The 26,759-nt window shown below is 71.2% G+C and carries 24 protein-coding genes; 13 read left to right on the top strand and 11 right to left on the bottom strand.

The genetic code is table 11. The features are described from left to right. The 11 genes from KAK06_RS24465 to KAK06_RS22895 all read right to left on the bottom strand — a co-directional run. A partial coding sequence (locus tag KAK06_RS24465) for a tetratricopeptide repeat protein (protein ID WP_210804499.1) occupies nucleotides 1–2,282 on the bottom strand: 2,282 nt, incomplete at its 3' end. Further along, nucleotides 2,269–4,239, bottom strand: a complete 1,971-nt coding sequence (locus KAK06_RS22940) for a coiled-coil domain-containing protein (RefSeq protein WP_210804498.1) — start codon at nucleotides 4,237–4,239, stop codon at nucleotides 2,269–2,271. The genes KAK06_RS22940 and KAK06_RS24465, both read right to left, overlap by 14 nt. After that, on the bottom strand, nucleotides 4,236–4,790 hold the full coding sequence (locus KAK06_RS22935; RefSeq protein WP_210804497.1) for an AraC family transcriptional regulator: 555 nt from the start codon (nucleotides 4,788–4,790) through the stop codon (nucleotides 4,236–4,238). Before KAK06_RS22935 ends, KAK06_RS22940 begins: the two co-directional genes overlap by 4 nt. A gap of 5 nt (nucleotides 4,791–4,795) precedes the next feature. Next, the gene (locus KAK06_RS22930) at nucleotides 4,796–5,929 is read right to left on the bottom strand and encodes a DUF3570 domain-containing protein (protein WP_210804496.1); all 1,134 of its coding nucleotides are present in this window, start codon (nucleotides 5,927–5,929) and stop codon (nucleotides 4,796–4,798) included. Continuing rightward, nucleotides 5,916–6,137, bottom strand: a complete 222-nt coding sequence (locus KAK06_RS22925; protein WP_210804495.1) for a DUF4266 domain-containing protein — start codon at nucleotides 6,135–6,137, stop codon at nucleotides 5,916–5,918. Before KAK06_RS22925 ends, KAK06_RS22930 begins: the two co-directional genes overlap by 14 nt. 2 nt (nucleotides 6,138–6,139) lie before the next feature. Then, nucleotides 6,140–6,640, bottom strand: coding sequence for a TlpA disulfide reductase family protein (locus KAK06_RS22920; protein WP_210804494.1), 501 nt, complete (start codon nucleotides 6,638–6,640; stop codon nucleotides 6,140–6,142). A 5-nt stretch (nucleotides 6,641–6,645) separates the two neighbouring features. Then, the gene (locus KAK06_RS22915) at nucleotides 6,646–7,281 is read right to left on the bottom strand and encodes an outer membrane beta-barrel domain-containing protein (RefSeq protein WP_210804493.1); all 636 of its coding nucleotides are present in this window, start codon (nucleotides 7,279–7,281) and stop codon (nucleotides 6,646–6,648) included. Nucleotides 7,282–7,294: 13 nt separating this feature from the next. Beyond that, the gene (locus KAK06_RS22910; RefSeq protein ID WP_210804492.1) at nucleotides 7,295–8,059 is read right to left on the bottom strand and encodes an SH3 domain-containing protein; all 765 of its coding nucleotides are present in this window, start codon (nucleotides 8,057–8,059) and stop codon (nucleotides 7,295–7,297) included. Beyond that, nucleotides 8,056–8,610: a hypothetical protein gene (locus tag KAK06_RS22905; protein ID WP_210804491.1), complete on the bottom strand. Its 555-nt coding sequence runs from the start codon at nucleotides 8,608–8,610 to the stop codon at nucleotides 8,056–8,058. The genes KAK06_RS22910 and KAK06_RS22905 overlap by 4 nt, the downstream gene beginning before the upstream one ends. Further along, nucleotides 8,607–11,576 (bottom strand): HzsA-related protein, encoded by a 2,970-nt coding sequence (locus KAK06_RS22900; RefSeq protein WP_210804490.1) that lies wholly within the window; start codon nucleotides 11,574–11,576, stop codon nucleotides 8,607–8,609. The genes KAK06_RS22905 and KAK06_RS22900 overlap by 4 nt, the downstream gene beginning before the upstream one ends. After that, on the bottom strand, nucleotides 11,573–12,553 hold the full coding sequence (locus tag KAK06_RS22895; RefSeq protein WP_310741144.1) for an FAD:protein FMN transferase: 981 nt from the start codon (nucleotides 12,551–12,553) through the stop codon (nucleotides 11,573–11,575). Before KAK06_RS22895 ends, KAK06_RS22900 begins: the two co-directional genes overlap by 4 nt. Nucleotides 12,554–12,871: 318 nt before the next feature. Between KAK06_RS22895 and alaS the strand changes: the two genes are divergently transcribed. The 13 genes from alaS to KAK06_RS22830 form a co-directional block, all read left to right on the top strand. After that, nucleotides 12,872–15,523: an alanine--tRNA ligase gene (gene alaS / locus KAK06_RS22890; protein WP_210804489.1), complete on the top strand. Its 2,652-nt coding sequence runs from the start codon at nucleotides 12,872–12,874 to the stop codon at nucleotides 15,521–15,523. Beyond that, nucleotides 15,520–16,128 (top strand): hypothetical protein, encoded by a 609-nt coding sequence (locus tag KAK06_RS22885; protein ID WP_210804488.1) that lies wholly within the window; start codon nucleotides 15,520–15,522, stop codon nucleotides 16,126–16,128. Before alaS ends, KAK06_RS22885 begins: the two co-directional genes overlap by 4 nt. 228 nt (nucleotides 16,129–16,356) lie before the next feature. Then, nucleotides 16,357–16,908, top strand: a complete 552-nt coding sequence (locus KAK06_RS22880) for a GNAT family N-acetyltransferase (RefSeq protein ID WP_210804487.1) — start codon at nucleotides 16,357–16,359, stop codon at nucleotides 16,906–16,908. A 202-nt stretch (nucleotides 16,909–17,110) separates the two neighbouring features. Continuing rightward, entirely contained in the window at nucleotides 17,111–17,524 is a 414-nt protein-coding gene (locus KAK06_RS22875) for a type II toxin-antitoxin system RelE/ParE family toxin (RefSeq protein ID WP_210804486.1), read from the top strand. A 31-nt stretch (nucleotides 17,525–17,555) separates the two neighbouring features. Then, nucleotides 17,556–17,798: a helix-turn-helix domain-containing protein gene (locus tag KAK06_RS22870; protein ID WP_247653069.1), complete on the top strand. Its 243-nt coding sequence runs from the start codon at nucleotides 17,556–17,558 to the stop codon at nucleotides 17,796–17,798. A 455-nt stretch (nucleotides 17,799–18,253) separates the two neighbouring features. Beyond that, complete coding sequence (locus tag KAK06_RS22865; RefSeq protein WP_210804484.1) at nucleotides 18,254–19,552, top strand: toll/interleukin-1 receptor domain-containing protein; 1,299 nt, start codon at nucleotides 18,254–18,256, stop codon at nucleotides 19,550–19,552. After that, nucleotides 19,549–20,559, top strand: coding sequence for an AAA family ATPase (locus tag KAK06_RS22860; protein ID WP_210804483.1), 1,011 nt, complete (start codon nucleotides 19,549–19,551; stop codon nucleotides 20,557–20,559). Before KAK06_RS22865 ends, KAK06_RS22860 begins: the two co-directional genes overlap by 4 nt. 17 nt (nucleotides 20,560–20,576) lie before the next feature. Beyond that, a complete protein-coding gene (locus KAK06_RS22855) occupies nucleotides 20,577–23,279 on the top strand; it encodes an SUMF1/EgtB/PvdO family nonheme iron enzyme (protein WP_247653068.1) in 2,703 nt (900 codons plus the stop codon). Nucleotides 23,280–23,281: 2 nt separating this feature from the next. Continuing rightward, the gene (locus KAK06_RS22850) at nucleotides 23,282–23,461 is read left to right on the top strand and encodes a hypothetical protein (protein ID WP_210804482.1); all 180 of its coding nucleotides are present in this window, start codon (nucleotides 23,282–23,284) and stop codon (nucleotides 23,459–23,461) included. Further along, nucleotides 23,448–24,329: a formylglycine-generating enzyme family protein gene (locus KAK06_RS22845; protein WP_210804481.1), complete on the top strand. Its 882-nt coding sequence runs from the start codon at nucleotides 23,448–23,450 to the stop codon at nucleotides 24,327–24,329. The genes KAK06_RS22850 and KAK06_RS22845 overlap by 14 nt, the downstream gene beginning before the upstream one ends. 77 nt (nucleotides 24,330–24,406) lie before the next feature. Further along, nucleotides 24,407–24,928 carry a DUF1993 domain-containing protein gene (locus KAK06_RS22840; RefSeq protein WP_210804480.1) on the top strand — a complete coding sequence of 174 codons (522 nt, stop codon included), beginning with the start codon at nucleotides 24,407–24,409 and terminating at the stop codon, nucleotides 24,926–24,928. Nucleotides 24,929–24,933: 5 nt separating this feature from the next. Further along, nucleotides 24,934–25,617, top strand: coding sequence for an ABC transporter ATP-binding protein (locus tag KAK06_RS22835; RefSeq protein WP_210804479.1), 684 nt, complete (start codon nucleotides 24,934–24,936; stop codon nucleotides 25,615–25,617). Then, a partial coding sequence (locus KAK06_RS22830; protein ID WP_210804478.1) for an ABC transporter permease occupies nucleotides 25,607–26,759 on the top strand: 1,153 nt, incomplete at its 3' end. The genes KAK06_RS22835 and KAK06_RS22830, both read left to right, overlap by 11 nt.

Here is a 26,759-nt window from a genome sequence, read left to right as displayed (position 1 = left end):
GCGCCACCGGCGCGCTCGGTGGCCAGCAGCTCGCGCTGCCAGGCCAGCGCCTGCGCCGACGTGCGCGCGTGGCGGGCCAGCGCGGCGCGGGCCTCGGTGGCCTCGGGCAGGGGCTGCGGCCAGGCCTTGAGGTAGCGCTCCCAGGTGGCGGCGGCGTCACGGTCCTGCGCGCTCTCGCGCCGCTGCGCGGCCAGCCACAGCGCGGTGCGGCGCGCCTCGGGCTCGCCGGCGCTGGCGGCCACGCGCTCGTACTCGGCGGCGGCCAGCGCGGGGCGCTGCAATTCGTCGTAGGCCAGCGCCAGGCGCGCCGGCAGCTGGGCCTGCAGCGCATGGCCGGGGTGCTGGCGGCGGAAGGCTTCCAGCGCCTCGGCGGCGCGTGGCCAGTCCTTCAGCGCGATCCACTGCGCGGCGGCGTCGAAGTCGGCGTTGGCGTGGATCGACGACCCCGGCGCGGCGCTGCCCACCCGGGTGAACAGCGCGGCCGCCTCGGCGCTCTGGCCGCCGTTGCGTGCGGCCTCGGCCTGGCGGTAGATCGACGCGGCCAGGCGCTCGCTCAGCGCGGCGCGCGACGGATCGCCCTCCGGCGTCAGCGCCAGGGCCTGCTGGCTGGCTCGCTCGGCCTCGGCAAAGCGGCCGGCGTCGAAGGCGGCGCGGGCCTGCACGCCCAGCGCACTGCGGCGCACTGGCGCGGCGGGCTCGGGCCGCCAGGCCAGCACCCGGGTGGCGCTGGCCTGGGCCTCGGCGGACTGACCGGCGCGCCACTGGCGCTCGGCGGCATCGGCCAGCACGGCGGCGGCGCGCGGGTCGGCGGCGTGCCGATCGGCAAAGCGCAGCGCGCTGGCCAGTCGCTCGCGCAGCAGCGGCGCGTCGTCGGGCGCGGACTTCAGCTGGGCGTCGTAGGCCAGCAGCGCGGCGTAGCCGGCCTCGGCGCTGCGCGGGTGCGGCGGGTCCTGGTAGGCGGAGCGCTCGTATTCGGTGGCGGCGGCGGCGTACTGCCGGTCCTCGAACAGCAGCTCGGCCAGCAGGAAGCGCTGGCGCGGGCTGTCGGCGTCGTCGGGGAACTGGGTCAGCAGCGCCTGGTACCAGCGCACCGCGGCCTGCACCTCGGCGGCCTGGTGGGTCTTCTGGGCGGCGGCGTGGTGGCGCTGGGCCAGCTCGCCCAGGAACTCGCGCACCAGCGGGCGCGCGCGGGTCCAGGCCTCGGGGGCGCTGGCCTGGAAGGCCGGATCCAGCCCGTAGTGTTCGACAAAGGCCAGCTTGGCGGCCAGCGCCTGCTGTTCGAAGCCGGCGTCGGCATGGATGCGCACCACCTGCGCCTGCAGCAGCGGCGCCATCGGGTCCTGCGGTGCGCGGCGCACGAAGGCGCCCAGCGCGTCGGCGGCGTCCTTGGGGCGGTCCTGCTTCAGGTACAGCGCGGCCTGGTTCTGGTACAGGCGTACCGCGTAGCTGGCACGCTGCGGGCTGTTCACCAGCGGCGCGATGGCGGCCACGCCCTGCAGGTTCTCCAGCGCCAGTGCGATGACGCGCAGCACGTCGTCGACCAGCTCACGGTTGGCGCGCGACAGGCCCGGCAACTGCTCGACCGGCACGGCGGGGTCACGCTCCGACAGGTGGGTGTCGAGCACCGCCATGAAGTTGCCCAGCGCCGGCTCCAGCCGGGCCTGCTTGAACTGGCTCCAGCCCTGCATGTAGCGGGCGCGCTCGGTCAGGCCGTGCGCACGGGGGCTGGCCAGCACGGCGCCGAAGGCAGCTTCAGCCGGCGCGTAGCGGCGCGCCGAGAACAGCAGTTCGCCGCGGCGGAACTGCGCTTCGTCGAGCGCCGTGGTCTGCGGGTAGCTGGCGACCAGGCGGTCCAGCGTGGCCAGCGCCGCGGGCGCGTCGCCGCCCAGCTCCTGGGCGCGGGCCAGCTGGTAGAGCACGCGGTCATTGCCGGGGTCGTTGGGGGTTTCCTTCAGCAGCGTCTGGTAGCGGGCGATGGCGGCGCGGTAGTCGGCGCTGGCGCCGTCCTGGCTGGCCAGGCGGGCGTCGGTGGCGTCCATTTCCAGGTCGCCCAGGCGGCGCAGGGCCTGCGCGCGCTGTTTGGCGTCGGGCTGGGCGGCCAGCAGCGCCTGCCAGGCGGCCAGCGCGCGCTGCTCGTCGGTGGGCAGGCGGCCGGGGGTGATGGCGGGCAGCGGGCGCTGGGCCAGGGCCTTCAGCGTGGGCTGGTCGTCGCCGGGCAGCGGGCCGCTGGCGCAGCCCGCCAGCACCAGCGCAGCCAGCAGGGCCGATTCAGCGCGGCGCATCTGCGGCCTCCGGGGTGTCCAGCGGCTGGCGCGCGCGGTCATGCAACTGGGCGATGCCGTAGCGGGCCTGCTGCGCGTAGGCCGCCAGGCGTTGCTGCTGGCTCTGCAGCGCGCCCAGCGCCAGGCGCTGCAGCGCAGCGGCCTGGTCGCGGGCGGTGCGCTCGAGGGGCGGCAGCAGGCGGGTGATGCGGGCGTCGAGCGCATCCAGGCGGCGGGCAAATTCGTCGAAGGCCTGGCGCTGGTCGGCCGGGCGGGCGTCGAAGCGCTGGCGGCGCGCCTGCGCCTCGTCCAGCGCGCGGGCGCTGGCCTGCAGCGCGCGGCGGGTGGTCCAGGCGGCCTCCGGCGCGGCCTCGGCCAGGTCCCATTGCAGGCGACCGGCCAGCAGGCGCAGGCGCTCGGCCTGGGCGGCCTGCTGCTCAGGCGGCAGGTCCTGCAGCGCGGCGCGCACGCGGGCGATGCGCTGCTGCAGCGCGCGCTGGCGCTGATCGGCAAAGGCCTGGCCGTCGCCGCTGGCTTCGGCGGCGGCCAGCGCGGATTCCAGCGCCGTCTGCTGGCGCTGCAGCGGCGCCACGGCCAGCTGGCCTTCCTCGGCCGCCAGCGCGGGCAGGCGCTGCTCGAAGACGGCGCGGCGGTGCGCCAGCATGTCGCGGTAGCTGGCGATGGTGCCCTGCCATTCGCTGAGGTGGGCGTGCAGGAACTGCAGGTCGCGCAGGGTCTTGTAGCCTTCCTGGAAGGCATGGTCGGCCAGCACCGGCGCCAGCTGTGCGGCGTGCGGCAGCGGCGGCAGGGTCTCGGCGCTGCGCGACCAGGCCATCGCGTCAGCGGGGTTCAGCGCCACCAGGGCATCGAGCCAGGCGTCGCGCTGCAGCTCGGCCTGGGTGGCTTGCAGGCGCTGCTGCTCGGTGTCGAAGCGGGCCAGCGCGTCGCTGTAGGCGGCCTCGGCGGCGGTGTCGGCGCCCAGCTCGGCCAGCGCGTAGGGAATGGCGATGCGCGACTCCAGCACGGCGGCGTCGCCCGGGTCTCTGCCGGCCAGCTCCTGCCAGGGCAGCAGCGCGCGGCGCGGGTTCTTCAGCGCCAGGTCGGCCCAGCCAAAGCCCAGCAGCGCCTTGGCCGAGGACGGGCCTTGCAGCCGCACGCGTTCCAGCGCGGTGCGGGCCGCCTCGGGCTCGCTGGCCTGCAGCGCGGCATAGCCAAGCGCCAGATTGGCCTGGTCGCGCAGCGCGCGCTGGGATTCGTGCGCGGCGGGCATGGTGCCCAGGCGCTCCAGCCAGGGCCGCCCCTCGTCCAGCCGGCCGGCGCGCACCAGGGCCACGCCCAGGTTGTAGCGGGCGTAGAGCGGGGCGTCGTCCACAGGTCGGCCCTTCGGGTCGGTCGCCAGACCGACGCCCAGCCAGGCCCAGAAGCGGGCCCACCCACTGCGCGCCGGGCCGACGGTGGCGCTGAGGTCGTAGGGCTGTTCGGCCAGGGCGGTCAGCGCGGCGGCGGCCGCATCGGGCTGCTGGCGCGCCAGCGCCACCTGGGCGGCCAGCAGTGCGCGTGCCGGCTCCAGCCCGTCGGCCAGCGGGGCGCCGATGCGGTCCAGCGCGGCCTGCGCCTCATCGTCCAGGCCTCGGGCATAGCGCACCTGCGCCAGGAAGTACCAGGCGCGGTCGCGCACGGCGGCATCGGTGCTGTCGGTCAGCAGCCGCTCGAAGACGGCGGCCGCCTCGTCGTGCATGCCCCAGGCCAGCAGCAGGCCGCCGCGCAGCAGCGCCGCCTCGTCGCCATGCAGGCCCAGGCGGTCGAAGTGCTGGGACACCATCAGGGCGCTCAGCGCGTCGAAGTGGCGGTCCTGGAAGAAGAAGAACAGCCCATCGCCCCAGTGCGGCGCCTGCAGCGCGCGCACCGGCGGCGGATCGACCGCGGCCTGTGCCGGGCCGAGCGCGGCCAGCGCCAGGGACAGCAACAGACGTTTCACTGCCAGACCTTGACGTCGAACTCGGGTTGCAGCTTGGTCATCCGGTCGGTGATGCGCAGTTCGATGTAGCGCGCCTCGCCGGCCTTGTCGAAGTTCAGCGTGGTGGCACGCCGGTAGTCGCGCGCATGCGGGCCCTGGCCGGTGAAGAAGGCGGTCACTTCATGCGTGCCGGCCTTCAGGTTGCCCAGCCACAGCCGCTGCACGCCGCCGCGGTGCAGCGCCGCCACCTCGCGCTCGGTGTAGAGGTGCTGCGCGACCACCTTGTCGTCGAGCTTGACCTGCACCGACTCCAGGCCGAACAGCTGTCCCACGTCCATCGACACGAACACCGCCACCTGGCTGCTGGCCGGGTAGAGCAGTTCCTCTTCCAGGACCAGCAGGTCGCGGTTGAGCTGCAGCACCTGGGCCTTCAGCGCCTGGGCGCGGGCGTCGAGTGCGGCATCGGGCTGCGCCGGGGCGGACGCGGCCGGTGCGGCCGGCGCCGCGGTCTGGGCCAGGGCGGTCGAGGGGCCGGCCAGCAAGGCCAGCACGAGCAGGAGGAGGCGGGTCATCGGTATCAGAAGCTGCCGGTGGCCTGCACTTGCAGCAGCAGGCCGGTGAATCGGTAGGCCGCGCCGGAGCGCAGGTCGGTGTAGTCGCTGTGGCGGAAGTTCACCAGCTCGAGCGAGCCGCCCAGCCGCAGGTTCCAGTCCTGCCAGCGACCGCCCACGGCACGGCTGGCCTTGGCGCCCAGGCTGGTGCTGGTGAAGCTGCCCAGCTGGCGGTTGCGGCTGACGTAGAGCGTCTCGCGCGTGGCGTCATCGCTGTAGAAGCTGGCCGCCTGCTGGCGATTGAGGCGCACGAAGCCCTCGGCCAGCCAGTCGCCCGTCGCGCTGCCCAGGTAGCGGCTGTAGCCGCCTTCCAGCGTCACGGCCTTCACGCCCCAGTTGTCGCGGTAGAGCCGGCCCTCGGCGCGCATCGCCTGGCGCACGCTGTTGGCCGACAGGTCGCCCTGCACGCGCAGCTTCACGGCCTGGCCGCTGCGGCTGCGCGGCACGCGCTCGGGCACCAGCGCGCCGAAGACGCGCGCGGCACGGTAGGGGCTGCCCAGGTAGCCGTCATCGGCCAGCGATTCGGCGCTGAGTGCGGCCAGCCAGCGCGGGCTGAGCACCTGGGTCCAGCCGGCGCGCCATTGCCAGTGGCGTGCTTCGTCGGCAAAACCCGGGTCGCCATGGCGCTTGACCTGGTCGGCGCCGCGGCTGAAGCCCAGGTTCACCGTGGCCATGCCGCTCCAGACCTCCTGGCTGATGTCGGCGGCCAGCGTGCGGGCGGTGTAGTCGGGCTCGGTGCTGTTCGTCAGCCCCAGGTGCAGCAGCGTGTCGCGCACCGCGTGGTCGACACCCACGCCCAGCTCGGTGCGCGTCTCCTTGAAGGGGCTGGCGGTGGTGACCACGTCGATCGAGGCATTGCTCACTGCATCCACGTACAGCTGGCCGCTGAGCTGCACTCGGTCAGCGATGCTCTTGCGCACCAGCAGCGCCGGGCCCACCGCCCGCACGCCACCGCCGTTATAGATGTGGACCAGTGCCTCGGCGCCGTCGGGCGGCAGGTCCACCGCCTGCGCGGCGGGGGCGAGCAGGGCGCCGCCGCCCAGGCCCAGCGCACGCGCCAGCAGGCGGGCGATGCGGCGCAGCGTGTCAGTTGCAGCCACAGCCGCCTCCTTGCACGCCGTTGGCGCCGCGGGCACCTTCGCGCACGGTGTAGACATGCTCGCGGTGGCGCGCGGCCAGCTGGTCGCGGCCGGGGTTCATCATCGGGTCGGCCAGGCGCTCGCGCTCGTACGGGGCGACCCAGGGCTCGGGGATCGCGCAGCCGGACAGCGCGGCGGCACACAGCAAGAGCATCAGCGTGGGCTTCATCGTCAGTCTCGCAGCAGTTCGCGCAGCTGGGGTTCGTAGAGCGACTCGACCCAGCCAGCCTGGTAGCCGCGGTGCAGGCGGCGCAGAACGCCGTCGCGGTCGATCAGCAGGGTGCTGGGCATGGCCTTGATCTCGTAGAGGCGGCTGACCGCCTTGTCGGTGTCCAGCAGCACCGGGAAGGCGGTGCGCAGCTTGTCGACGGTGGCGGCGGCGTTCTTCGGCTCGTCATCCACATTGACGCCCCACAGCGCAAAGCCCGAGGCGCGGTACTTGTCGTGCAGGCGCGAGAGCAGCGGCATCTCATCGCGGCAGGGGCCGCACCAGCTGGCCCAGAAGTTCAGCATCAGCACCTGGCCGCGCTGCTCGCGCAGGCGCAGCGGCGCACCGCTGAGCTGGCGCAGCGTGAAGTCGGGGGCGGCCGCACCGGGGGCGATGGCAGCGCGCGCCGGCAGCGCCGGTGCGGCCAGCGCGCCCAGCAGGAGGTGGCGTCGGGTCAGCGGCATGGTGTTCAGAACAGGAAGGAGGCGCCCAGCGTCAGCTCGGGGTTGTGGGTGCGCTCGCGCTTGCCCAGCAGGTCCAGCGGGAACAGGTGGTCGCGCAGGTCCACGCGCAGCGCCCATTCGTCGCGCAGGAAGACGCGCCAGCCCAGGCCCAGGTTGGTGGTCTGCGCGCGCTGGCCGTTGAAGCGCGTGGTGCCGACACCGCCGATCAGGTAGAGCTGGGTGGGCAGCGCGCGCTGGGCGCCCAGGAACAGCTCGCCCGGCAGCAGGTTGTAGCCCGCTGAGAGGTTCATGTACTTCAGCGTCTCCTCGCCCGGCGTGATCACGCCGCCGGGCAGCACGCGGCGGAAGGCCTCGTCGCTGACCGTGGCCTGGCCCAGCGCGGCCTCGACGAACCAGTCTTCGGTGAGGTGGTAGGCCAGGCGCAGGCCGGCGGCGCCTTGCGTCCCGAAGTTCTGCACCGAGTAGATGCCGAAGAACAGGCCCACCTCGAAGTCGGTGGAGGGCAGGCGCGGCAGCTTCACGTCGCGCCGCTCGACCTTGGGCTGCACCGGTTGCTCGGCCGGTGGCGGCGTCTGGGCGTGGGCCAGGGGCAGGGCGCAGGCCAGGGCCAGCGTGGCAAGAAGGCGGGTCAGGGGCTTCATCGGTGGGGTGGGGTCAGAAGAAGAAGGACAGGCCGGCGTTCAGCGCGCGGTACTCGCCATAACCGCTGTCGCCCAGCAGGGCGGTGTAGAGGGTCCAGTCCAGGCGCACCACGAAGCGCTCGGCCAGGTGCACCCGCAGGCCGGCGGTGGCCAGGCCCATGTTGACGTTGGTGCGCGCGTCGTCGACCAGGCTGTTGTTGGGCAGGTTGTTGAAACGCCCCAGGCCGACGCCCACAAACGGCGACCAGCGCTGGTTGGACCAGGGTTCGCTGATGAGTTGAACCTGGGCCAGCGAGGTGCCCGAGTACACGCCCTGCACCTGGCCGATCGCCACTTCCAGCGCCAGCGCCTCGTGCAGGCGCCAGCCGGTCCACAGGCGCACCATGGGCTCGGACTGGAAGCGGCCGATCATGGCGCCGGCTTCGACGCGGCGTTGCAGGTAGTCCTGCAGCTGCAGACCGGCAAAGCGCGTGGGCTGGCCGTCGTCGCCCAGCGTGGCCAGCAGCTGATCACGCGTGACCCAGCCGACCTGGCCGGTCTCGGCGCGCAGCTTGAACCAGTCGGTGTGGCGGCGCTCGATCTGCACCCAGGCGCCGCGCTCGGCCACGTAGTGCACCGGGTAGCCGCGGCCCGGGCCGGTGCGGAACTCGATGTACGGGTCGGCCACCTGCACACGCTGCACGGCGGTCAGGCCGGGGCCGTCCACGGCCTGTGCCTGCGCGCTCAGCACACCCAGGGCCAGCGCGCTGGCCAGCAGAAGTCTTGTCAGCCAGCTCATCGGGTGTTGCAGGTGCCGGTGGCCGGGTCGGCCGGGGTGAACATTGCGTAGGTGGCGCTGCTGAATTCGTCCTGGTCCTTGGGGGCCGGGTGGGTGATCCAGTAGCGGATGCGCAGCGCCAGCTCGTCGTCGGCACTGCCCAGCACCAGGCCGCCGCCATGCAGCATGCCCAGCAGCAGCGGCTTGGCCAGCAGGCGGCTGCCTTCGGGGTTGCCTGGCACGGTGACGCCCTGGGCGGAGTAGAAGTTGCGGTACATCTCGCTGGAGCGGATCTGGTCGGCCGTCTGGCCCAGGTCCACGGTGGCGGCGCTGCCGATCAGGCGCAGCGCGCCGCCGGTGCCGTTGGTGTTGTCGTGGCAGCCGCCGGCGGCGCAGGTGGCGGTGCCGCCGCCGGGCAGCGTCAGCGGCGAACTCAGCAGCGGCTGCACGCACTTCTGGAAGTAGGCGAAGGCCAGCTTCTGGCCGCTGGCGCCTTCCGGGTTGTCGATGTCGGCGGCGCCGCCGCAGCCAGCGAGCAGGGCGGTGGCCCACACAAGGGCGGTCAGTCTCATGGGGTGGGGCATCCGCTGGCGATCCAGCTGTACAGGGCCTGGTAGCCGGCGCTGCCCACCGGCAGCGGGGCACGGGTCTGGCCGGTGGCGCCGCTGGGGTGCGGGCGGGTGGATGGTTGGGCCAGCAGCGGGTTGGCCGCGGGCTGGCAGGTGTTGGTGACCATCGACAGCGTGACGTTGTAGTCGCCCTCGGCGTCGCCGGTCAGCACGAAGCGGTTTCGCCGGAAATCGGTGCCGCGCCCGCTGCCCACACCCATGTGGCAGGCGGTGGCGCAGGTGCTGCTGAGCACCGGCAGCACCTTGGCGGTGAAGGTGGCTTGGCTCAGCGTGCGCACCTCACGCACCTGGGCGTTGGCGTCGAAGGGGTCGTTGTAGTACTTGCCGCCCAGGTCGATCCACTCGGCCACCAGGCGCTTCTCGGCGGCGTTCAGCAAGCCGGCGTGGTTGACCGCGGGCGTGGGGTAGATCGTGCGGGTGTCGGCGCTGGCCATCAGCGTCTGGCCGCTGAGGATCTCCACCAGCCGGCTCTTGCGCGCCAGGCCGGCCGCATCGCCTTCGCTGGCGCCGGTCTCCACCAGCGCCGGCTCGCGCACCACCTGTGGCACCCCCTCGACCAGGCGCGTCACGGGCAGGCCGGTGACCGGGTCGATCACCGGCGCGCCCACCAGCAGCGACTCGTAGCTCAGCAGCCGGCCGGTGCCGGCGATGCTGCCGCTCAGGTCCAGCGCGGCGCCGGCGCCGTGGCAGCGGGTGCAGGTGTTGCTGCCGCGGTCGCGGGTCCACAGCGGCTGGATGTGCTCGGGGTAGTTGATGACGCCGCGTTGCGGCACCGCGGTGGCCAGGTCCTGGGCGGCCAGCGCATTGCCGGTGTAGCGCAGCGCCACGCTGGGGCGGGCCTGCACGCCGGGGCGGGCGGTGTCGGCCCAGATGTCCTGCGACAAGAGGTCGGTCGCCAGTTGCAGTGCGCTGGGGTCGAGCCGGGTGCGGGTGGAGGCCATGGTCTCGCCCGACAGCCGCGCCGAGGCCATGGCGCTGCGCCAGGCAGCCGGCACGGTGTCGACCACCGCGCCGGAGTTCAGCGCGCCGCCGCGCCGCGGGCTGTGGCAGCCGTCGCAGGTGCGGCGCTCGCCGGGGCGCACCTGGATCCAGTTGGTGTGGGTCTGGAAGGCGCGGCCTTCGGCGTCCACCACCGCCAGGCCGATCGGCGTGTCGGCGGGCACGCGCAGCTTGAACGAGCCGTCGGGTTCGATCGGTGCATAGCCCAGGATCTGCTGCGGCTCGAAGTTGGTCTCGCCGATCGCATGGCGCAGGCCGATCGAGCCCGAAGGCGGCGCCACCGCCCGCATCACGCGGATGAAGCGCGCCGGGCTGCACAGGTAGGCGCTGTCGGCCGGGTCCTTCATGCGCAGCAGGTGGGCCACCTGGGCGCGGGTGTCGGCGGCGTCGGTGGGGGTGGTCTTGGGGATGGGCTCGCTGCAGGCGCCGGCGGTGTCCACCGGGGCCAGCACCGGGTCGCCCATGCGGCCCAGGCCGTCGGTGTCGTAGACGCTGCGCACTTCCAGCAGGCCCAGCTTCTGCTTGGCCAGGTCTTCGTCCAGGTTGGTAGGCTCCACCACCTTGGGCTCGGTGCGGGCGACCAGCGCGATCGGGTCGGTGTACATGAAGCCGGGCGGCGGCGAGGCCACGTTCAGCCAGGTCTGCTGCTTCGGGTTGAACATGTAGATCGCGTAGTGCGGGCGCACGTTGTCCTGCAGCTCGTCGGCTTCGCGCTGTTCGATCGTGCGGTTGGCATCGCCCAGGCGGTCCAGTTCGGCCTGGGTCAGCGAGGCGCAGGGCACGACATCGGTGCCGCGGTGCACCTCGCAGGGTTTCCAGGCCACCAGGATGCGGTCGGTGCCGTCCCACAGCGGGTAGGGCGTGGTGGCGCGGCCGAAGGGCGAGAAGCCGCGCTCGGCGTTGAGCGTCTTGTCGGTCATCGCCACCTGGCCGCCCTCGGTGGGCACGTCCTTGTTGGCCGGGGTGTTCTGCTCGGAGTAGTTGGCCACGTCCACCCGCACCAGCGCGCCGCCTTCGTGGGTGCGCTGCAGCGGCATCAGGTCCGAGGTGATCTGGCCGGCGTAGGCGCCCTTCGGGTCCATGTCGCGCGGGTTCAGGAAGGTGTTGCCCTCGCTGTGCGAGCCGTACAGCACGAACAGGTCGGTGCCGTCGGGCTTCATGCGGAAGACCTTGAAGTGGTTGCGGTCCGCCACATGGTCCCAGCGCGAGAACATCACGTCGCCGTTGAGGCGGATCACCGGGTTGCGGTCGTGGCTCTGGTTGAACGAGACCTGGGTGATGGCCGCGCCGTCGGCGTCCATGGTGTGCAGGTTGAAGACGCGCTGGCGCTCGTACTCGTCCAGCGCGTAGTAGCTGCGGCCCAGCGCCTGGTTGGCGTAGGAGCCGGTCTGGCGGTTGCTGCTGAAGACGAAGCCGCGGCCGCCGGGCAGGTAGACCGGGTCGACGTCATCGCTCTCGGTGGAGGCGGTCAGGCGGCGGAAGGTGCCCTTCGTGAGGCCGCCGCTGCTCATGTCGTATTCCCAGATGTTCCAGCGCCCGGTGCAGGCGGGCAGCCCGCCGATCGTGGCGCTGTTGCTGGCCGGGCAGCGCATCGCGAAGACGATCTTCTTGCCGTCGTAGGACACCTCGGGGTCGGAGGCATCGCCGCGGCCCTGGGTGAACTGGGTGGTCAGGTTGTGTTCCGGCGCGCTGGGCGAGGAGGTCTCGCGCAGCATCAGATCGCCCCCCTCGGCAAAGCCGCCGCCATCGGTGGGGTTCAGGTTCAGCGTGTCGGCGCGCTTGACGTAGGCGATGGGGATGTCGCCCTCGACGATCACGCTGTCGCTGCTGCCGCTGCCGGAGCAGGCGGCCAGCACGGCGGCGGCGGCCAGGGCAGCGGCGAGCCACCCGATCGAACGTGTCAGGGTCATGAACGGCTCCCGTTGAATCCGGCGCTGGCGTGCAGCACGCCCTGCGCATCGACCAGCACGGCGTCGACGCCGGGCCAGTCCTCGAGCATCGCGAAGCCCCGGCGGGGCCCGTGGATGAACAGCATCTTGGACAGCGCCTCGGCGGTGACGCCATCGGGCGCCAGCACGGTGACGCTGGTGGCGCCGCGCGCCGAGTCGCCGGTGCGCGGATCGATCAGGTGGTGGTGGCGCACGCCGCCGCGCTCGAAACCGCGCTCGTAGTCGCCCGAGGTGGACACCGCGGTGTCCTGCAGCGGCAGCACCGCCACGTTGTGGCCGCGGCGGCGCGGGTGGGCGATGCCCAGCTGCCAGGGGCGGCCGCGGCGGTCGCCCAGCAGATGGCTGTCGCCGCCAGCGGCCACCATCGCATGCTGGATGCCGCGCTGGCGCAGCAGCCGCACCGCGTTGTCCACCGCGTGGCCCTTGGCGATGCCGCCCAGGTCGATGCGCATGCCGGCGCGGCCGAAGCGCAGCGTGCCGGCGCGGCGGTCCAGGTGCAGCTCGCGCCAGTCCGCCAGACCACGCGCCGCTTCCAACAGCTGCGGGCTGGGCACGGTGCCGGCGCGGTAGTCGTAAAGCTGGCCAACGGCGGCGAAGCTGATGTCGAAGGCGCCGTCGGTGCGGGCCGAGAAGTCCAGCGCGCGCGCCAGCAGCGTGGCCATTTCCTCGCGCAGCGGCACCGCATGGTGGGCCGCCTCGCGGTTGATGCGCGAGAGCTCCGAGGCCGGCTTGTGCGGGCTCATCAGGCGGTCGATGCGGTGCATCTCGTCGAACACCGCGTCCAGCGCGGCTTCGCCTTCGGCGGGGCTGTCGGCCCACAGCTCGGCGCTGATCGCGGTGCCCATGATCGCGGCCTCGCGGCGGTACCAGCCGGGCACAGGCACCACCGGCGGCGGTGGCCGGCGCAGCACGCGGGGCAGGGCGGCCAGCAGGCTCACGGCGTGCTCCGCGGGGCGGTGGAGGGTGTCGGGCAAAGCAGCGGCCCGACCTCGCTCACAAGCGGTGTCATCCGGGGGGTCCTTGTGGGTCTCTCGTGCGCCGGCGGTGGGGGTCAACCGGCGGCGAGAATGTAACAACGCGGACTTCTGAAACGCGTTACAACTCGTTCGAATGGGCAACTGCGCGCTTTCAGGCGTCCGCCGCGCGCAGGAGCTGCCAGGGTGGCACTTCTATAATCCGGAGCTTCGCCTCCACCCCGGTGGCACCCAGGGCCGTGCCCTGCCGCCGGGCCCCGCTTCGAACACCGAAAGTCCCGGATGAAAGCCTCCGAGATCCGTCACACCTTCCTGAAGTTCTTCGAGTCCAAGGGCCACCAGATCGTGGCCTCGAGCCCGGTCATTCCGGGTGACGACCCGACCCTGCTGTTCACCAACGCAGGCATGAACCAGTTCAAGGACGTGTTCCTGGGCTTCGACAAGCGCGCCTACAGCCGTGCCACCACCAGCCAGAAGTGCATCCGCGCCGGCGGCAAGCACAACGACCTCGACAACGTGGGCTACACCGCGCGGCACCACACCTTCTTCGAGATGCTGGGGAACTTCAGTTTCGGCGATTACTTCAAGAAGGACGCGATCGCTTACGCCTGGGAGCTGCTGACCGGCCACTTCAAGCTGCCCGCCGACAAGCTGTGGGTCACCGTGTACGCCGAGGACGACGAAGCCTACGAGATCTGGAACAAGCAGGTCGGCGTGCCCGCCGAGCGCATCGTGCGCATCGGCGACAACAAGGGCGGCCGCTACATGTCCGACAACTTCTGGATGATGGGCGACACCGGCCCCTGCGGCCCCTGCACCGAGATCTTCTACGACCACGGCCCCGACGTGGCCGGCGGCCCCCCGGGCAGCCCCGACGAAGACGGTGACCGCTACATCGAGATCTGGAACAACGTCTTCATGCAGTTCAACCGCACGGAAGACGGCGTGATGCACCCGCTGCCCAAGCCCAGTGTCGACACCGGCATGGGCCTGGAGCGCATCACCGCGGTGCTGCAGCATGTGCACAGCAACTACGAGATCGATCTCTTCGTGGCGCTGCTGGCCGCCGCGAAGAACGCGGTGGATGCTGCCACGCCCCAACGCGCCGAAGGCGGTTGCGACGCGTCCAGCCCCAGCCTGAAGGTCATCGCCGACCACATCCGCACCTGCGCCTTCACCGTCGCCGACGGCGTGATCCCCGGCAACGCCGGCCGCGGCTTCGTGCTGCGCCGCATCGCCCGCCGCGCGATCCGCCACGGCTACAAGCTGGGCGCCCGCGTGCCCTTCTTCCACACCCTGGTGCACCCGCTGGCCGCCGAGATGGGCGAGGCCTATCCCGAGCTGCGCACCCACGCCGACCGCGTGTTCGCGGTGCTGAAGCAGGAGGAGGAGCGCTTCTTCCAGACCATCGACCGCGGCATGGAGATCCTCGACGCCGCGCTGGAAGCGCTGGGCACGGCCGGCGGCACTGTGCTGGACGGCGAAACCGCCTTCAAGCTGCACGACACCTTCGGCTTCCCGGTGGACCTGACCGGCGATGTCTGCCGTGAGCGTGGCTACACCGTGCACCAGGGCGATTTCGAGGCGGCCATGAGCCGCCAGCGCGAGCAGGCCCGCGCCGCCGGCAAGTTCAAGATGGCGCAGGGCCTGGAATACAGCGGCGTGGCCACCGCCTTCCATGGCTATGAGCACCTGGTGTGCGAGACCTCCAAGGTGGTCGCGGTCTATGTGGACGGCAGCCCGGTGGTCAGCGCCAAGGCCGGCGACGACGCCGTGATCGTGCTCGACCACACTCCGTTCTATGCCGAGAGCGGCGGCCAGTGCGGTGATGCCGGCGAGCTGCGCAACGCCAGCACCAAGGTCGAGGTGGCCGACACGTTCAAGATCCAGGCCGATGTCTTTGGCCACCAGGGCCACATCGCCGAGGGCGAGGTCAAGGTGGGTGACGTCTTCACCGCCAAGGTCAACGCCGAGCTGCGTGCGAAGACGGTGCGCAACCACAGCGCCACCCACCTGATGCACAAGGCCCTGCGCGAGGTGCTGGGCGGCCATGTGCAGCAGAAGGGCTCGCTGGTCACGCCCGAGCGCACCCGCTTCGACTTTGCCCACACCCAGCCGATGACGGCCGACGAGATCCGCCGCGTCGAGGCCCTGGTCAACGCCGAGATCCTGGCCAACGCCGCCGCCAGCGCCCAGGTGATGGCGCTGGACGACGCGCAGAAGAGTGGCGCGATGATGCTCTTCGGCGAGAAGTACGGCGAGACCGTGCGGGTGCTGAGCATCGGCTCCAGCAAGGAGCTGTGCGGCGGCACGCACGTCAAGGCCACCGGTGACATCGGCCTGTTCAAGATCGTGGCCGAGAGCGGCGTGGCCGCTGGCATCCGCCGCGTCGAAGCCGTGACCGGCGACAACGCGCTGGCCTATCTGCAATCGCTGGAAGGCACGGTCAACGCCGCGGCCGGCGCGCTGAAGGCCGCACCGGCCGAGCTGCCCGGCCGCATCGCCAGCCTGCAGGAGCAGGTGCGGGCGCTGGAGAAGGACGTGGCCGCGCTGAAGGGCAAGCTGGCCTCCAGCCAGGGCGATGAACTGGTCGCCAAAGCCGTGGACATCAAGGGCCTGAAGGTGCTGGCCGCCACGCTGGACGCCGCCGACGCCGCCACGCTGCGCAACACCCTGGACCAGCTGAAGAACAAGCTCAAGACCGCGGCCATCGTGCTGGCCAGCGTGGATGGCGCCAAGGTGCATCTGGCCGCCGGTGTCACCGCCGACAGCGTGGGCAAGCTCAAGGCTGGCGAGCTGGTCAACTTCGTCGCCCAGCAGGTGGGAGGCAAGGGCGGCGGCAAGCCCGACATGGCCATGGCCGGCGGCACCGACGCCAGCGGCCTGCCGGCCGCGCTGGCCAGTGTGGCCGGCTGGGTGACTGAGCGGGTGTGAGTGGCGCCACGCTGAGCAGCGCGCTGATCGCGCTGGGCACGCCCGGCGTGCTGGGCTGGTTGCTGCTGCTGATCGCGCTGCTGTGGCTCAACACCCGCGCCGGACTGCCGCGCGCGCGGCGTGACCTGCAGCTGCGCGGCAGCGGCTTCGCGCTGTTCCTGATCGCCGCGGTGCTGGGCCTGGGCCAAGGCCTGGTGGCACTGTGGCCCTGGCCACCACAGGCCGCGCTGCTGTGCGCCGCCGCCGCGCCACTGCTGGCCGGCTGGCTGCTGGCCAACGGCCGCTGGGGCTGGGGGCTGCTGCTGGGCTTCAGCTTTCCCTTCTTCCTGCTGATCGCGCTGACGGCGTTCGTCGGCCAGTGGCTGGACCTGCGCCTGCTGGGCGGCGGCCTGCTGGCGCTGGCGCTGCTGGCCAGCGTCGTGGGCGCACTGCTGACCTGGCGCCTGCCGCGGCCCGAGGTGCCGCCCTTCGCCACCCACTTCCAGTTCCGCCGTGGCTTCGGCGGGCCGGGCTTTGGTCGGCGCGGGCCGGCCAACGATGACAACGTGGTGGACGTGCAGGCGCGCGACATCGACGAGCCGCCGCCGCCGGCTTTGCCGCGCTGACTTGACGGCGCCCCGTCGTCGCCCCTAAGCTGCAGCGCATGTCGCGCTCCCAGACCCTGACCATTCGCACCCTGCACACCCCCGTGGTGGGCCAGGCCGCGTTCGTCATGGTCCACCTGCGCCCCTAGCGGGTCTTGCGCGACACCCTGCAGCCACCGCTGCACCGCCCAAGGCCCGCGCACCCCGCGGGCCTTGTTGTTTTCAGGCCCCCGATCCAGGAGACTGACCATGAGCACCGATCCCGAGAACCCACCGAACCTCCTCTTGCGCCGCGCCCGCGCCGACGACGCACGCGACGTGGCCGCGCTGATGAGTGAGCCCGGCGTCTACGCCCAGACCCTGCAGATGCCCCACGCCAGCGAGGCCTGGTGGCGCGAGCGCCTGGCCGCGATGGACAAGCCCGGGGTGGAACTGCAACTGGCGGCAGAGCGCGACGGCCGCGTGGTCGGCCTGGCCGGCCTGCACCAGCCCACCCCGTCGCCGCGCCGCCGTCATGTGGCCGGCCTGGGCATCACGCTGGCCCGCGAGGCGCAGGGGCAGGGCGTGGGCGACGCGATGATGCGCGCGCTGCTGCAGCACGCCGACGAGTGGGCCGGCCTGCTGCGGCTGGAGCTGACCGTCTACGCGGACAACGCCCGCGCCATCCGCCTGTACGAGCGGCATGGCTTCGAGCGGGAGGGGCTGATGCGTGGCTATGGGCTGCGTGGCGGCGCGTATGTGGACTGCGTGGCGATGGCGCGGTGGCGGCCGGGTGCCGTCGGCGCAATGGCGCCGCTATAAGCCGCACGAGAAACGCAGGACGCTGGCTGCAAGGCTTCGAAGCATTGACGACCTTCTCCCCCTTCAGTGGGTAGCGGCCAGCACCCGCCCGGCGGAGACTGGCCGTCATTCACATTGCCGAAGGTCGCGCCGTGCGCTCCATTTCCGCCCTGCAGTCCAAAGTTCACATCTGTAGCACTCAGTGCTATATTTTGGTCCGCCGATGCTGACCACGGTCTTCCAGACACGGTGGTTTGCGCGGTGGGCCCGCCGGCAGGGCATCGGCGCTGACAGTCTGTGCCGGGCGATCGAGGAGATTCGCCAAGGTCTGGTTGATGCCGACCTGGGCGGCGGCCTGATCAAGAAGCGCCTGTCCCGCCCCGGCACTGGCAAGCGCGGTGCGTACCGCACCTTGTTGGCCACGCGCCGCGGCGAACGATGGATCTTCGTTTTCGGATTTGCCAAGAACGATCAGGACAACCTGGAGCCCCATGAGATCGACGCCCTCAAGGCACTGGCCGCCCACCTGTTGGCACTGTCGCCAGAGGCCCTGCGCCAGGCCACGCAGGCGGGTGAACTGATGGAAGTGAACTGCGATGCCCAAGCTACGCTCCCCCGTCCTCTCTGCCGTTCTTGACACCGCCCGCGGCCTGCACCGCGCCGGCGTGATGGACACCATCACGCTGCGCGAGTTCGATCAACTGTGCCTGCCTCCGGTCGAACCCCTGGAGCCCGCCCAGATCCGGCAGATCCGCGAGTCGCACCGCGTCAGCCAGGCCGTCTTTGCGCGCCTGTTGAATACCAGCCTGTCCACTGTGCAGAAGTGGGAAATCGGGCAAAAGCGGCCCACTGGGGCGGCGCTCAAGCTGCTGCACCTGGTGCAAAAGCGGGGGCTGGACATCGTTGTCTGACTGCTTGGTGTGAGTGGGAACCGCACGCCGATTCATACGGGCTCATGACGCATGACAGGGGGCTGCCATGGCCAGATTGGTGATCGAGGTCGATGACGCGCTGCTGCAGGCGGCGCGTCAACGCGCTGTGGCTGACGGAACCACGCTGGAGGCACGGGTGCGCGGATGGTTGGAGGCCGATGTGGCTGCCAGCCCACCCACATGGTTGACCGATGTCCGTGCTCGCGTGGCGTCGTTCGGTGGTGCGGAACCTGAGGAGTGGGTTCCGCCCCGAGACCCCAGCCCGCCCCGGTCGTTCCCGACCGACTGAGGGCTGATGGGATCAGAGCCAACTGAACTGGCAACGGAACGGCGGACGACCGGGCACAAGCGCGGGTCCGCTCGGCGCTTGCCCGATTGCGGTGCAGTTGGGCTATCCTGCCTGCAAACCAACAGGCGACGCCAGCGGAGGCGGCATGTCCGAACAGTCGGCCGAGTTCAATGATGAGCGGATGAACACGCGCTATGGGGTGCTGCTGGAGCAGTACCGCAGCGCGGGCCCGTCGCCCTTGCTGGAGCGCGTGTGGGCTCAGGAGTTTCCAGGTTACCAGCTCGCTGAGTACAACACCCTGGTCGCCGCGTCAGCCCCAGCGGATGTCTTGGCAGGCATTACATCGCTGTTCAATCAGTGGCTGGGCACTGATCACCGAGCCATCGGTGCATCAGACGAGGCTGGCAAGGCTTTGGTGACGCACCTGGGCGTCTGGGCGACAGCCCGGTTCCTGCGCAGCCAAGGCCTTCGGCTCGATTCGGCAGACGGCATCGCCCGGGTGCCCCGACTCAGTGACCTGGAATCGGCCTTTCTGGCTGCGGCGGAACTGGGTGAGGCACTCGTGTTGGAGTGTGTCTCAGCTGCAGGGCGCTCTGACGTTCGAGTCGGCAACCTCGTGACGGATACCGAAGAGGTCCAACTCGGCGTTCAAGGGCCGGCCCAGGTCTATCGCATGGAGATCCACCGCAAGCTGATGTCCCATGTGGCAGGTAGTGAGCACGTCCCCTCGGATGCCTTGCTCCGCAGCCAACTTCAACGCTATGAACGCCGAACAGGGCATAGCTTGATTGTGGTGGTCAACGAGCGGCCCGATGTGGCCGCCGCACTTCGGCAGGGCCTGAACGTGGGCGTGGTGTCGCGCGTGGACCAAAGTGGGCTCGGGTCGATCGAGGCTTGGATTCAGGACCTGCGCTCGCAGGTGCATGCCATCAGTCGCATGGTCATTGGCCCTCAGGATGAACCGCCTCCCAAGGTGCGCGTGTCAGACCCGCCGGTCGTCTTTGTCAGCTATGCCAGCAAGAACCGCCAACATCGCCAGGCCTTGGATCGATACACGCAGGGCGACGTCACCGCCAACCACTACAAGCTCTGGATCGACGACCAGATCGACACGGGTGATGACTGGGAGCCGCGGATCATGGAAGGTCTGGCCAAGTGCTCTGTCGCCGTGCTGCTGATGACCCCCGACTTCTTTGGCAGAGAGTTCATCGTCAAGAAGGAGCTTCCAGCGCTGGCGCACAGGAAGGCGCTTGGCGAAGTGACCGTACTGCCCATCATGGTCGAGCTGTGCAGGCCCATGCCGCCGGTAGACCAATGGCAGATCCACCCCTCCAGGAGCGATGAGTTGCTGAGCGATGGAGTCGTCCCGGCCAAGGCCTGGATGGATGTCGCCCAGAAGCTCGCCGACGCCGCAGCGAAACACTCAAACGCCCCCACGCCATGACCACCACCCCCCGCAGCGCTGCACTGGCCAAGCTCAACGCCCTGAAGGACGGCGAGGTCCGGCCGGTGAACCCCACCGATGGCCCCGACGGCCCCGTTCACCAGTGGTCCACCCCCGAGATCGACGCCGTCAGCCTGGCCCTGGCCTGCCAGCGGCCACTCCTGGTGCGCGGAGAGCCCGGCACCGGCAAAACCCAGCTGGCCCACGCCGTGGCAGGCGTGCTGGGCTGGGCCGTGCAGGCGATCACCGTCAACGCCCGGACCGAGGCCGATGACCTGATCTACCGCTTCGACGCAGTGCGGCGTCTGGCCGATGCACAGGCGCAGCGCACACTGGACGAGCCAAGCTACTGGGAGCCCGGGCCACTATGGCTGGCCTACGACTGGTCCAGCGCCCAGCGCCACGGCAGCCACCGCAGCCAGCCGAGTGCCCCGCCCGCCGGCCATGTGCTGCTGATCGACGAGATCGACAAGGCCGAAAGCGACCTGCCCAACAGCCTGCTGGAACTGCTGGGCCAGCGCCGCCTGGTGTTGCCTGGGCTGGGCCTGTCTGTGAACGTGCCGCCGCACGCCATGCCGCTGACCGTGTTCACCACCAACGAGGAGCGTCAGTTGCCCCAGGCTTTTGTGCGGCGCTGCGTGGTGCTGAACCTTGAGGCCGACCCGTCCATCAGCTATACCGACTGGTTGTTCGGCCGCGGTCAGTCCCATTTCGGCGAACAGACAGGTCGGCCCGCTCGCCTGGGCGACGGCATCCTGCGTGCCGCTGCCACGCAGTTGGTCACTGACCGCCATCACGCGCAACAGGCGGGTGTGCAGGCCCCCGGCCTGGCCGAGTACCTGGACCTGCTCGGCGCCCTGCACGAGCTGGCCCCTGGCGACCCGGTGGCGCAGGACGAGCAACTCAAGCGCCTGAGCGCCTACGCCTTTCTCAAGGCCGGCAGCGTGGAGCAGCAGCCCGCGCTGTCGCAGCGGCGCCCCTTTGGCGCCGGTCTGCCCCAGGCCTGAGCAACACACCGGCTCGCATGGCCCTCTGCACCGTCAACCGTGCCGATCTGCTGCGCGCCTGGGCGGCGCTGCCGGCGCGCGACCCAACGCGAATAGCGGTTGCGGCCGGATTTGTGCTGGAGGACGCGCCGCCCACCATGGTTCAGCTGGCCAAACCCGCGCCCGAAGCCAGACCAGAGGTGCCCGCCGAGCCGCCCACCACAACGGTGCGTCCGCCCTTGCAGGCCCGGCTGCCACTGATCACCCGCCTGTGGGACCGTGAGCTGCCATCGCCAGCCGGTCCGCCGTTGATGGCGCAGCGCAGCCCCTTTACAGCGGCCGACTGCGCCCCGCGCGCCAGCCTCGACAGCGTGCCCTGGAGCCCGCTGGTGCCGGACCAGCGCTTGTGGCCTGCGCTGCGCAGCAGCGTGTCGCGCCCTCATCAGGCGGGGCTGGACCTGCCCGCCTGCCTGCGGCAACTGTCAGCCGGCCATCCGCTGCGGCGTCTGCCGCGGCGTGTTCACCAGCGGCTGCCGACTGCCCTGCACATCGTGTGGGACGTCAGCGATGCCATGCGCCCCTACCAGCGCGACTTCGCCCGCCTCGTGGCCCTGCTGGCCCGCCTGCGTGGCCGGGCGGCCGTGTGCATCGAGCAGGTGGACGGCCTGCCCGGGCGCTACCCGGTGTGGGCCGACCCGCCTGCGCCACAGGCCAGCCGCCCGCACATTCAGGCCGACGCGGTGCTGGTGCTGTCCGACCTGGGGCACCTGGCGGCCCACCCGGGGCCGGCCCGGCGCTGGCAGGCCTGGGCGCATCAGATGGCGCAGCGTGGCCTGCCGGTCACCGCCTGGCTACCGATCGGGCCGGCCTGGGTCAGCGGCGCGGCGGCTTCATTGCTGCGCGTGCATTGCCTGGCCGGCGCGGCGGTGACCCACGCGCTGGCACCTGCGCGCGCAGCCGCTCAGGTGGGCGGGGCGTGTCGTGCGCTGCATCCCGCAGTCGGCAGCCTGCTGACGCTGGCGGCCTGTGCCATTCGACTGGAGCCCGAGCTGCTGCGCCTGCTGCGGCGCCTGCTGCCGGCGCTGCGCGGCGAGCCGGCACTGGAAGCCCTGGCCTGGACAGCCCAGCCCACCGTGGGCAGCGCCGCCGGCTCGCGCCCGCTGACCGGGCCCGAGCAGGCCGAGTACCGCCGACGCTTTGGCCAGCTGGACTCGGGTCTGCAGGTGCAGGTATTGCAGGCCATGCGGGCGGTTCACGCCAGCCAGGGCCGCTCCACCGAGACGCTGGAAACCCTGGTCTGGGCCAGCCATGCCCGCCCCGAGGCCCGGGCCCTGGCCGGCGATGCTGTGGTGGCCGAGGCGCGGCAGTGGATGCAGCGTTGGCTGCAGTCCAGCGCTGACCTCAGCCAAGCCGTGACGCACAGCCAGGATTTTGCGCGCGACCTGCTGCGCCGCAATGCGCACGATGCGCAGTTCCACCAATCCAACGACGACTGGCTCGGCGATACCTGGGCCCTGAGCGGCGAAGCGGTCCTGCCCGAGGGCCTGGATGCCGATCAGGCCCTGGCCGCCCGCCAGGCTCGCCAGACTGACCAGCCCTTGGGCTATGCACAGGTCCTGTTGAATGACGGCGCCGTGTGGCTGTATGGGCCTCGAGCCAAGACACCGCTGCACGGCGCCGCGCTGCTGGCCACCATCACAGCGCGCGGCGATATCGGCGTGCAGCAGGGGCCCCGGGGGCGGCACCACGCCGTGCCAATGGCGGCCGAGCGCACGTCTTTGGGCCAACTCGCCGGGGGGCATTGGCCCTTGCGTTTGACAGGGCTGAACACTGTGCTGGAGATCGATGCCCAGGCGCGCCCCGCATGGGCCACGCGGTGGGGGCACGATGCCTGGGGGTTGTTCGCCGAGCTGGACTGTGCGGGCATCACGCAGCGCATGCGCTACCTTCGGCCCGGGCAGTTCTCGATGGGCTCGCCGGAGGATGAGGCGGGTGGATATGACGACGAACGCCCTCACCACGCGGTGACCTTGACCCAAGGCCTCTGGCTGGCCGACACCCCCTGCACCCAGGCCCTGTGGCAAGCGGTGATGGGCGACAACCCCAGCCACTTCAAGGACCGGCCCGATGCGGCCGAGCGTCCTGTGGAACAGGTGAGCTGGGAGGATGTGCAGGTCTTTCTGGAGCGCTTGAAAGCCTGGCTGCCCGATGGCCTGGCGCCCGTGCTGCCCACCGAGGCCGAGTGGGAGTACGCCTGTCGAGCCGGCAGCGTCACCGACTATGCCTGGGGCGATGCCTTTGACCCGGAGCGTGCCAATGCGTATCAAGAGAAGGGCGGCTTGGGTGAGACCAGCGCGGTCAAGCACTATGCGCCCAACGCCTGGGGCCTGTACGACATGCACGGCAACGTGTGGGAATGGTGCGCGGATGGGCGGCGCGACTACGACCAGAGGCCGCAGACCGACCCGCGGGGCCCGGAGGGCCCCCAAGACCCGCGCGTGCTGCGCGGCGGCTCGTGGGGCAGCCTCCCTGCCCGCGCGCGCTCGGCCTTCCGCTACCGCCTGCACCCCGGCGAGCGCTACCGCCTCGGCTTTCGTCTTGCCCTGAGGTCCCCCAGCCCAGGGCCCGGAGGGCCAGCCACCAGCCCCGGGGCGAAGGCCGGAGGCCAGCGCCCCTCGGCCGCGGCGGCGGAGCCGGCGCGGCCGACCACCGGCCAGAAGAAGCGCCCGCGCAGGACATGACCGTGAGCCTGTTGTTCTTCTTCGTTCCGCTGCACCGCACCGAGCCCGCCGCCAGCGAGCTGAACGCGGCGCTGGCCGCCGACCGCGTGCTGAAGCCTGAGCGAACGTCCACGGGACAGCGTCTAAGTCGACTGCATCCAGGATGCTCTGTGACTCAGGAGGTTGCTGATGTGGCCGGCTGACCATGCCTGGCGCGCCCCGGTGGGCGACTTCCCGCCACGTTGGGCCAGCGCCTGGGGTGATGACTGCTTTGGCCTGTGGGCTGACCTGACGGTAGCCGGGGTGATGCAGCGGATGCGGTGGATCGAGCCAACGGGGCCAGAGGGCTTCTGGATGGGTTCGGATCAGTCAGAGCAAGACGTTGCCGAGATTCAAATCACAGAGGGGCTGGATCGCAAGCGTTGGAGGGCTTACCTCTCAAAGGAGGGCCCAAAGCATCAAGTGATTCTGTCGAAGGGACTCTGGTTGGCAGACACCCCATGTACGCAAGGGCTCTGGAAAGCTGTCATGGGCAGCAACCCAAGTGCATTCAGAGATCGACAAGATGCAAACGATCGGCCTGTCGAACAAGTGAGTTGGCTCGACGTCGTGGCTTTCCTCACGAAGCTACCGTTGAGACACTTTTCCATCGAGAGTTGGCAGGTCGGACTCCCTCTTGAAGCTGAGTGGGAATACGCCTGTCGGGCAAGTTCCAACACAGAATACTCATGGGGAGATGGCTTTATGCGTGATCGCGCAGCCGTTCTGACAGCAGAGACAATTGCTGTGAAGCGTTTTGCGCCAAATGATTGGGGACTCTACGACATGCATGGCAACGTTTGGGAGTGGTGTGGAGATGGCCCGAGAGCCTATCGAGAAGAGCGCGCCACAGATCCCAGCGGCCCGAAGGCCATGCAAGGCACGGGATCTCTCCGTGGCGGTGCTTTCGACACTGAGCCTTGGATGGCAAGGAGCGCCTCACGTGAGGATATGAGGCCCTCGTCCGCTTGGCCACGAACGGGGTTTCGGTTCTGTATTCGCCTGCCGAATGGCGGGTTGCCCAATCACTAGGGTTGCTCAAGCCTTGCACGCCCTTCATAGGCGATTCGCCGTAGCATCGCGGCCTTTGTCAAACGTTCGGAGACCCCATGTCCCTCACCCTGGGCACCGCCGCCCTGCCCACCTTCACCACTGCCCTGAGCAACCTGGCCCACCTGCTGGACAAGGCCGAGGCCAACGCCACTGAGCGGAAATTCAACCCCGACGTTTTCTGCACGCTGCGCTTCGCCCCCGACATGCTGCCCTTCACCGCGCAGATTCGCATTGCCTGCGACGCAGCGAAGAACGGCACCGCGCGCCTGGCCGGCATCGAGGCACCGAAGTTCGAGGACAACGAAACCACCTTTGCCGAGCTGAAGGCCCGCGTGGCCAAGACCCTGGCCTGGCTGGCCACGGTGCAGCCTTCGCAGCTGGATGGCCGAGAGGCGGTGGAGATCACCTTCCCGGTGGGCCGCGATGCCACCCGCACGATGGCCGGCCAGGCCTACCTGCTGCACTGGGCGATTCCCAACATCTTCTTCCACGTCACCACCGCCTACGACCTGCTGCGCCAGGCCGGTGTGCAGCTGGGCAAGGCGGACTTCCTTGTCGGGCCGGCGGCGCAACGCTGACGCGCATGGCCGGCGGCCCGCTGCTGTCCCTGCGCGGTCTGCGCAAGGCCTACGCCACCCAGGCTGTGTTCAGCGGCGTGGACCTGGACCTGCCGGCCGGCGAGTTCGTCGCACTGGTGGGCGAGTCGGGCGTGGGCAAGTCCACGCTGCTCAACGTCATCGCCGGCCTGGATGACGCCGATGCGGGTGAGGTGTGGCTGGACGGCGCGCCGCTGCACAGCCGTCCCGAACCCGAGCGCGCCCGCCTGCGCCGCGAGCGCCTGGGCTTCGTGTTCCAGGCCTTTCATGTGCTGCCGCACCTGAACGTGGCCGACAACGTGGCGCTGCCGCTGCTGCTGCAGGGCCGGCCCGATGCGGCGCGCGTGGCGGCGATGCTGGACGCGGTGGGCCTGGGCGCGCTGGGCGCGCGCATGCCTTCGCAGCTGTCGGGCGGCCAGTTGCAGCGCGTGGCGATTGCCCGCGCGCTGGTGCACCGCCCGCCGCTGATCCTGGCCGACGAGCCCACCGGCAACCTGGACCCGGCCACCGCCACCCAGGTGCTGGATGTGCTGCAGGCCCAGGTGCGCCATGAGGGCGCGGCTTGCCTGCTGGTCACGCACTCGGCCGCCGCGGCCGCGCGCGCCGACCGCGTGCTGCGCCTGACCGCCACCGGCGTGCAGCCGGCCGACCGCCCCGCGCATGCCGACTGAGCGCCCCCGGCTGTGGCGCCTGAGCTGGGCCGAGTGGCGCGCCCACCCCTGGCGCCAGCTGGCCGCGCTGCTGAGCGTGGCGCTGGGCGTGGCGCTGGCGCTGGCGGTGCACCTGATCAATGAATCGGCGCTGGCCGAGTTCTCGGCCGCGGTGCGCAGCGCCAATGGCGAGCCCGATCTGCGCCTGCTGGGCGGCGCCAGCGGCCTGCCGGACGACAGCGCCGCGCGCCTGGCCGCGCTGGCGCCGGTGCAGGCGGCGCATCCGCGCATCGAGCGCAGCCTGCTGATGCTACCGGCCGATGGCAGCCGGCCGCGCACGGTGGACCTGCTGGGCATCGACGCCCTCAGCGTGGCCGCGGTGGCACCGGGGCTTCTGCCGCGCCCGGACGACAGCGCGGACCGGCTGGCGATGCTGCGCCCCGGCCAGGTCTTCGTGAACCCGGCGCTGCTGAAACTGCTGGGTTCGGCCAAGGAGTTGCGGCTGCTGGTTGGTGGTCGCGCGCAGGCTTTTGCGGTTGCGGGCACGGTGGCCGCGGGCGGTGCGCCGCTGGCGGTGATGGACGTGGCCGCCGCCCAGGCCGCGCTGGGGCTGGATGGCACGCTCAGCGCGGTGGACCTGCGGCTGGCGCCCGGGGCCACCGCGGCGGCGGTGCGCCAGGCTTACGGCCCGCTGCCGGCCGGCGCGCGCTGGGCCGCGGCCGATGACGAGGCGCAGCAGGTCAGCAACCTCTCGCGCGCCTATCGGGTGAACCTGACGGTGCTGGCGCTGGTGGCGCTGGTGGTGGGCGGCTTCCTGGTGTTCTCGGTGGTGTCGCTGGCGGTGGCGCAGCGCACACCCTCACTGGCCCTGCTGGGCGTGCTGGGCCTGGACGCGGCCGGCCGGCGCCGCCTGGTGTGGGGCGAGTGCGCGCTGCTGGGCGCGCTGGCCGGCGTGCTGGGCGTGGCGCTGGGCACTGGCCTGGCGGCGGCGGCCCTGCACTGGCTGGCGGGTGATCTGGGCAGCGGTGTGTTCGGTGTCAGCGCGCCCACGCTGCGCTGGTCGCCCGGCGCAGCCGCTGTGGCCTGGGCGGCGGGCGTGGTGGCCGCGCTGGCCGGTGGGGCCTGGCCGGCGGCGCGCGCGGCGCGGCTGGCGCCAGCCCAGG

Origin of the sequence: Ideonella aquatica, assembly GCF_018069755.1 — a bacterium.
Taxonomy (GTDB): domain Bacteria; phylum Pseudomonadota; class Gammaproteobacteria; order Burkholderiales; family Burkholderiaceae_C; genus Ideonella; species Ideonella aquatica.
The sequence above is the reverse complement of the archived record's forward strand: the minus strand, read 5'-3'. Positions and strand labels throughout refer to the sequence as shown.

What these genes read in the sequence shown, in the direction of transcription:
- KAK06_RS22870 (WP_247653069.1), top strand. Translation starts at nt 17,556, where the DNA reads ATGGACACCATCACGCTGCGCGAGTTCGATCAACTGTGCCTGCCTCCG.
- KAK06_RS22860 (WP_210804483.1), top strand. Translation starts at nt 19,549, where the DNA reads ATGACCACCACCCCCCGCAGCGCTGCACTGGCCAAGCTCAACGCCCTG.
- KAK06_RS22835 (WP_210804479.1), top strand. Translation starts at nt 24,934, where the DNA reads ATGGCCGGCGGCCCGCTGCTGTCCCTGCGCGGTCTGCGCAAGGCCTAC.
- KAK06_RS22910 (WP_210804492.1), bottom strand. Translation starts at nt 8,059, where the DNA reads ATGAGCTGGCTGACAAGACTTCTGCTGGCCAGCGCGCTGGCCCTGGGT.
- KAK06_RS22865 (WP_210804484.1), top strand. Translation starts at nt 18,254, where the DNA reads ATGTCCGAACAGTCGGCCGAGTTCAATGATGAGCGGATGAACACGCGC.
- KAK06_RS22900 (WP_210804490.1), bottom strand. Translation starts at nt 11,576, where the DNA reads ATGACCCTGACACGTTCGATCGGGTGGCTCGCCGCTGCCCTGGCCGCC.
- KAK06_RS22880 (WP_210804487.1), top strand. Translation starts at nt 16,357, where the DNA reads ATGAGCACCGATCCCGAGAACCCACCGAACCTCCTCTTGCGCCGCGCC.
- KAK06_RS22920 (WP_210804494.1), bottom strand. Translation starts at nt 6,640, where the DNA reads ATGCCGCTGACCCGACGCCACCTCCTGCTGGGCGCGCTGGCCGCACCG.
- KAK06_RS22905 (WP_210804491.1), bottom strand. Translation starts at nt 8,610, where the DNA reads ATGAGACTGACCGCCCTTGTGTGGGCCACCGCCCTGCTCGCTGGCTGC.
- KAK06_RS22855 (WP_247653068.1), top strand. Translation starts at nt 20,577, where the DNA reads ATGGCCCTCTGCACCGTCAACCGTGCCGATCTGCTGCGCGCCTGGGCG.
- KAK06_RS22845 (WP_210804481.1), top strand. Translation starts at nt 23,448, where the DNA reads ATGTGGCCGGCTGACCATGCCTGGCGCGCCCCGGTGGGCGACTTCCCG.
- KAK06_RS22935 (WP_210804497.1), bottom strand. Translation starts at nt 4,790, where the DNA reads ATGACCCGCCTCCTCCTGCTCGTGCTGGCCTTGCTGGCCGGCCCCTCG.
- KAK06_RS22840 (WP_210804480.1), top strand. Translation starts at nt 24,407, where the DNA reads ATGTCCCTCACCCTGGGCACCGCCGCCCTGCCCACCTTCACCACTGCC.
- KAK06_RS22875 (WP_210804486.1), top strand. Translation starts at nt 17,111, where the DNA reads ATGCTGACCACGGTCTTCCAGACACGGTGGTTTGCGCGGTGGGCCCGC.
- KAK06_RS22915 (WP_210804493.1), bottom strand. Translation starts at nt 7,281, where the DNA reads ATGAAGCCCCTGACCCGCCTTCTTGCCACGCTGGCCCTGGCCTGCGCC.
- KAK06_RS22925 (WP_210804495.1), bottom strand. Translation starts at nt 6,137, where the DNA reads ATGAAGCCCACGCTGATGCTCTTGCTGTGTGCCGCCGCGCTGTCCGGC.
- alaS (WP_210804489.1), top strand. Translation starts at nt 12,872, where the DNA reads ATGAAAGCCTCCGAGATCCGTCACACCTTCCTGAAGTTCTTCGAGTCC.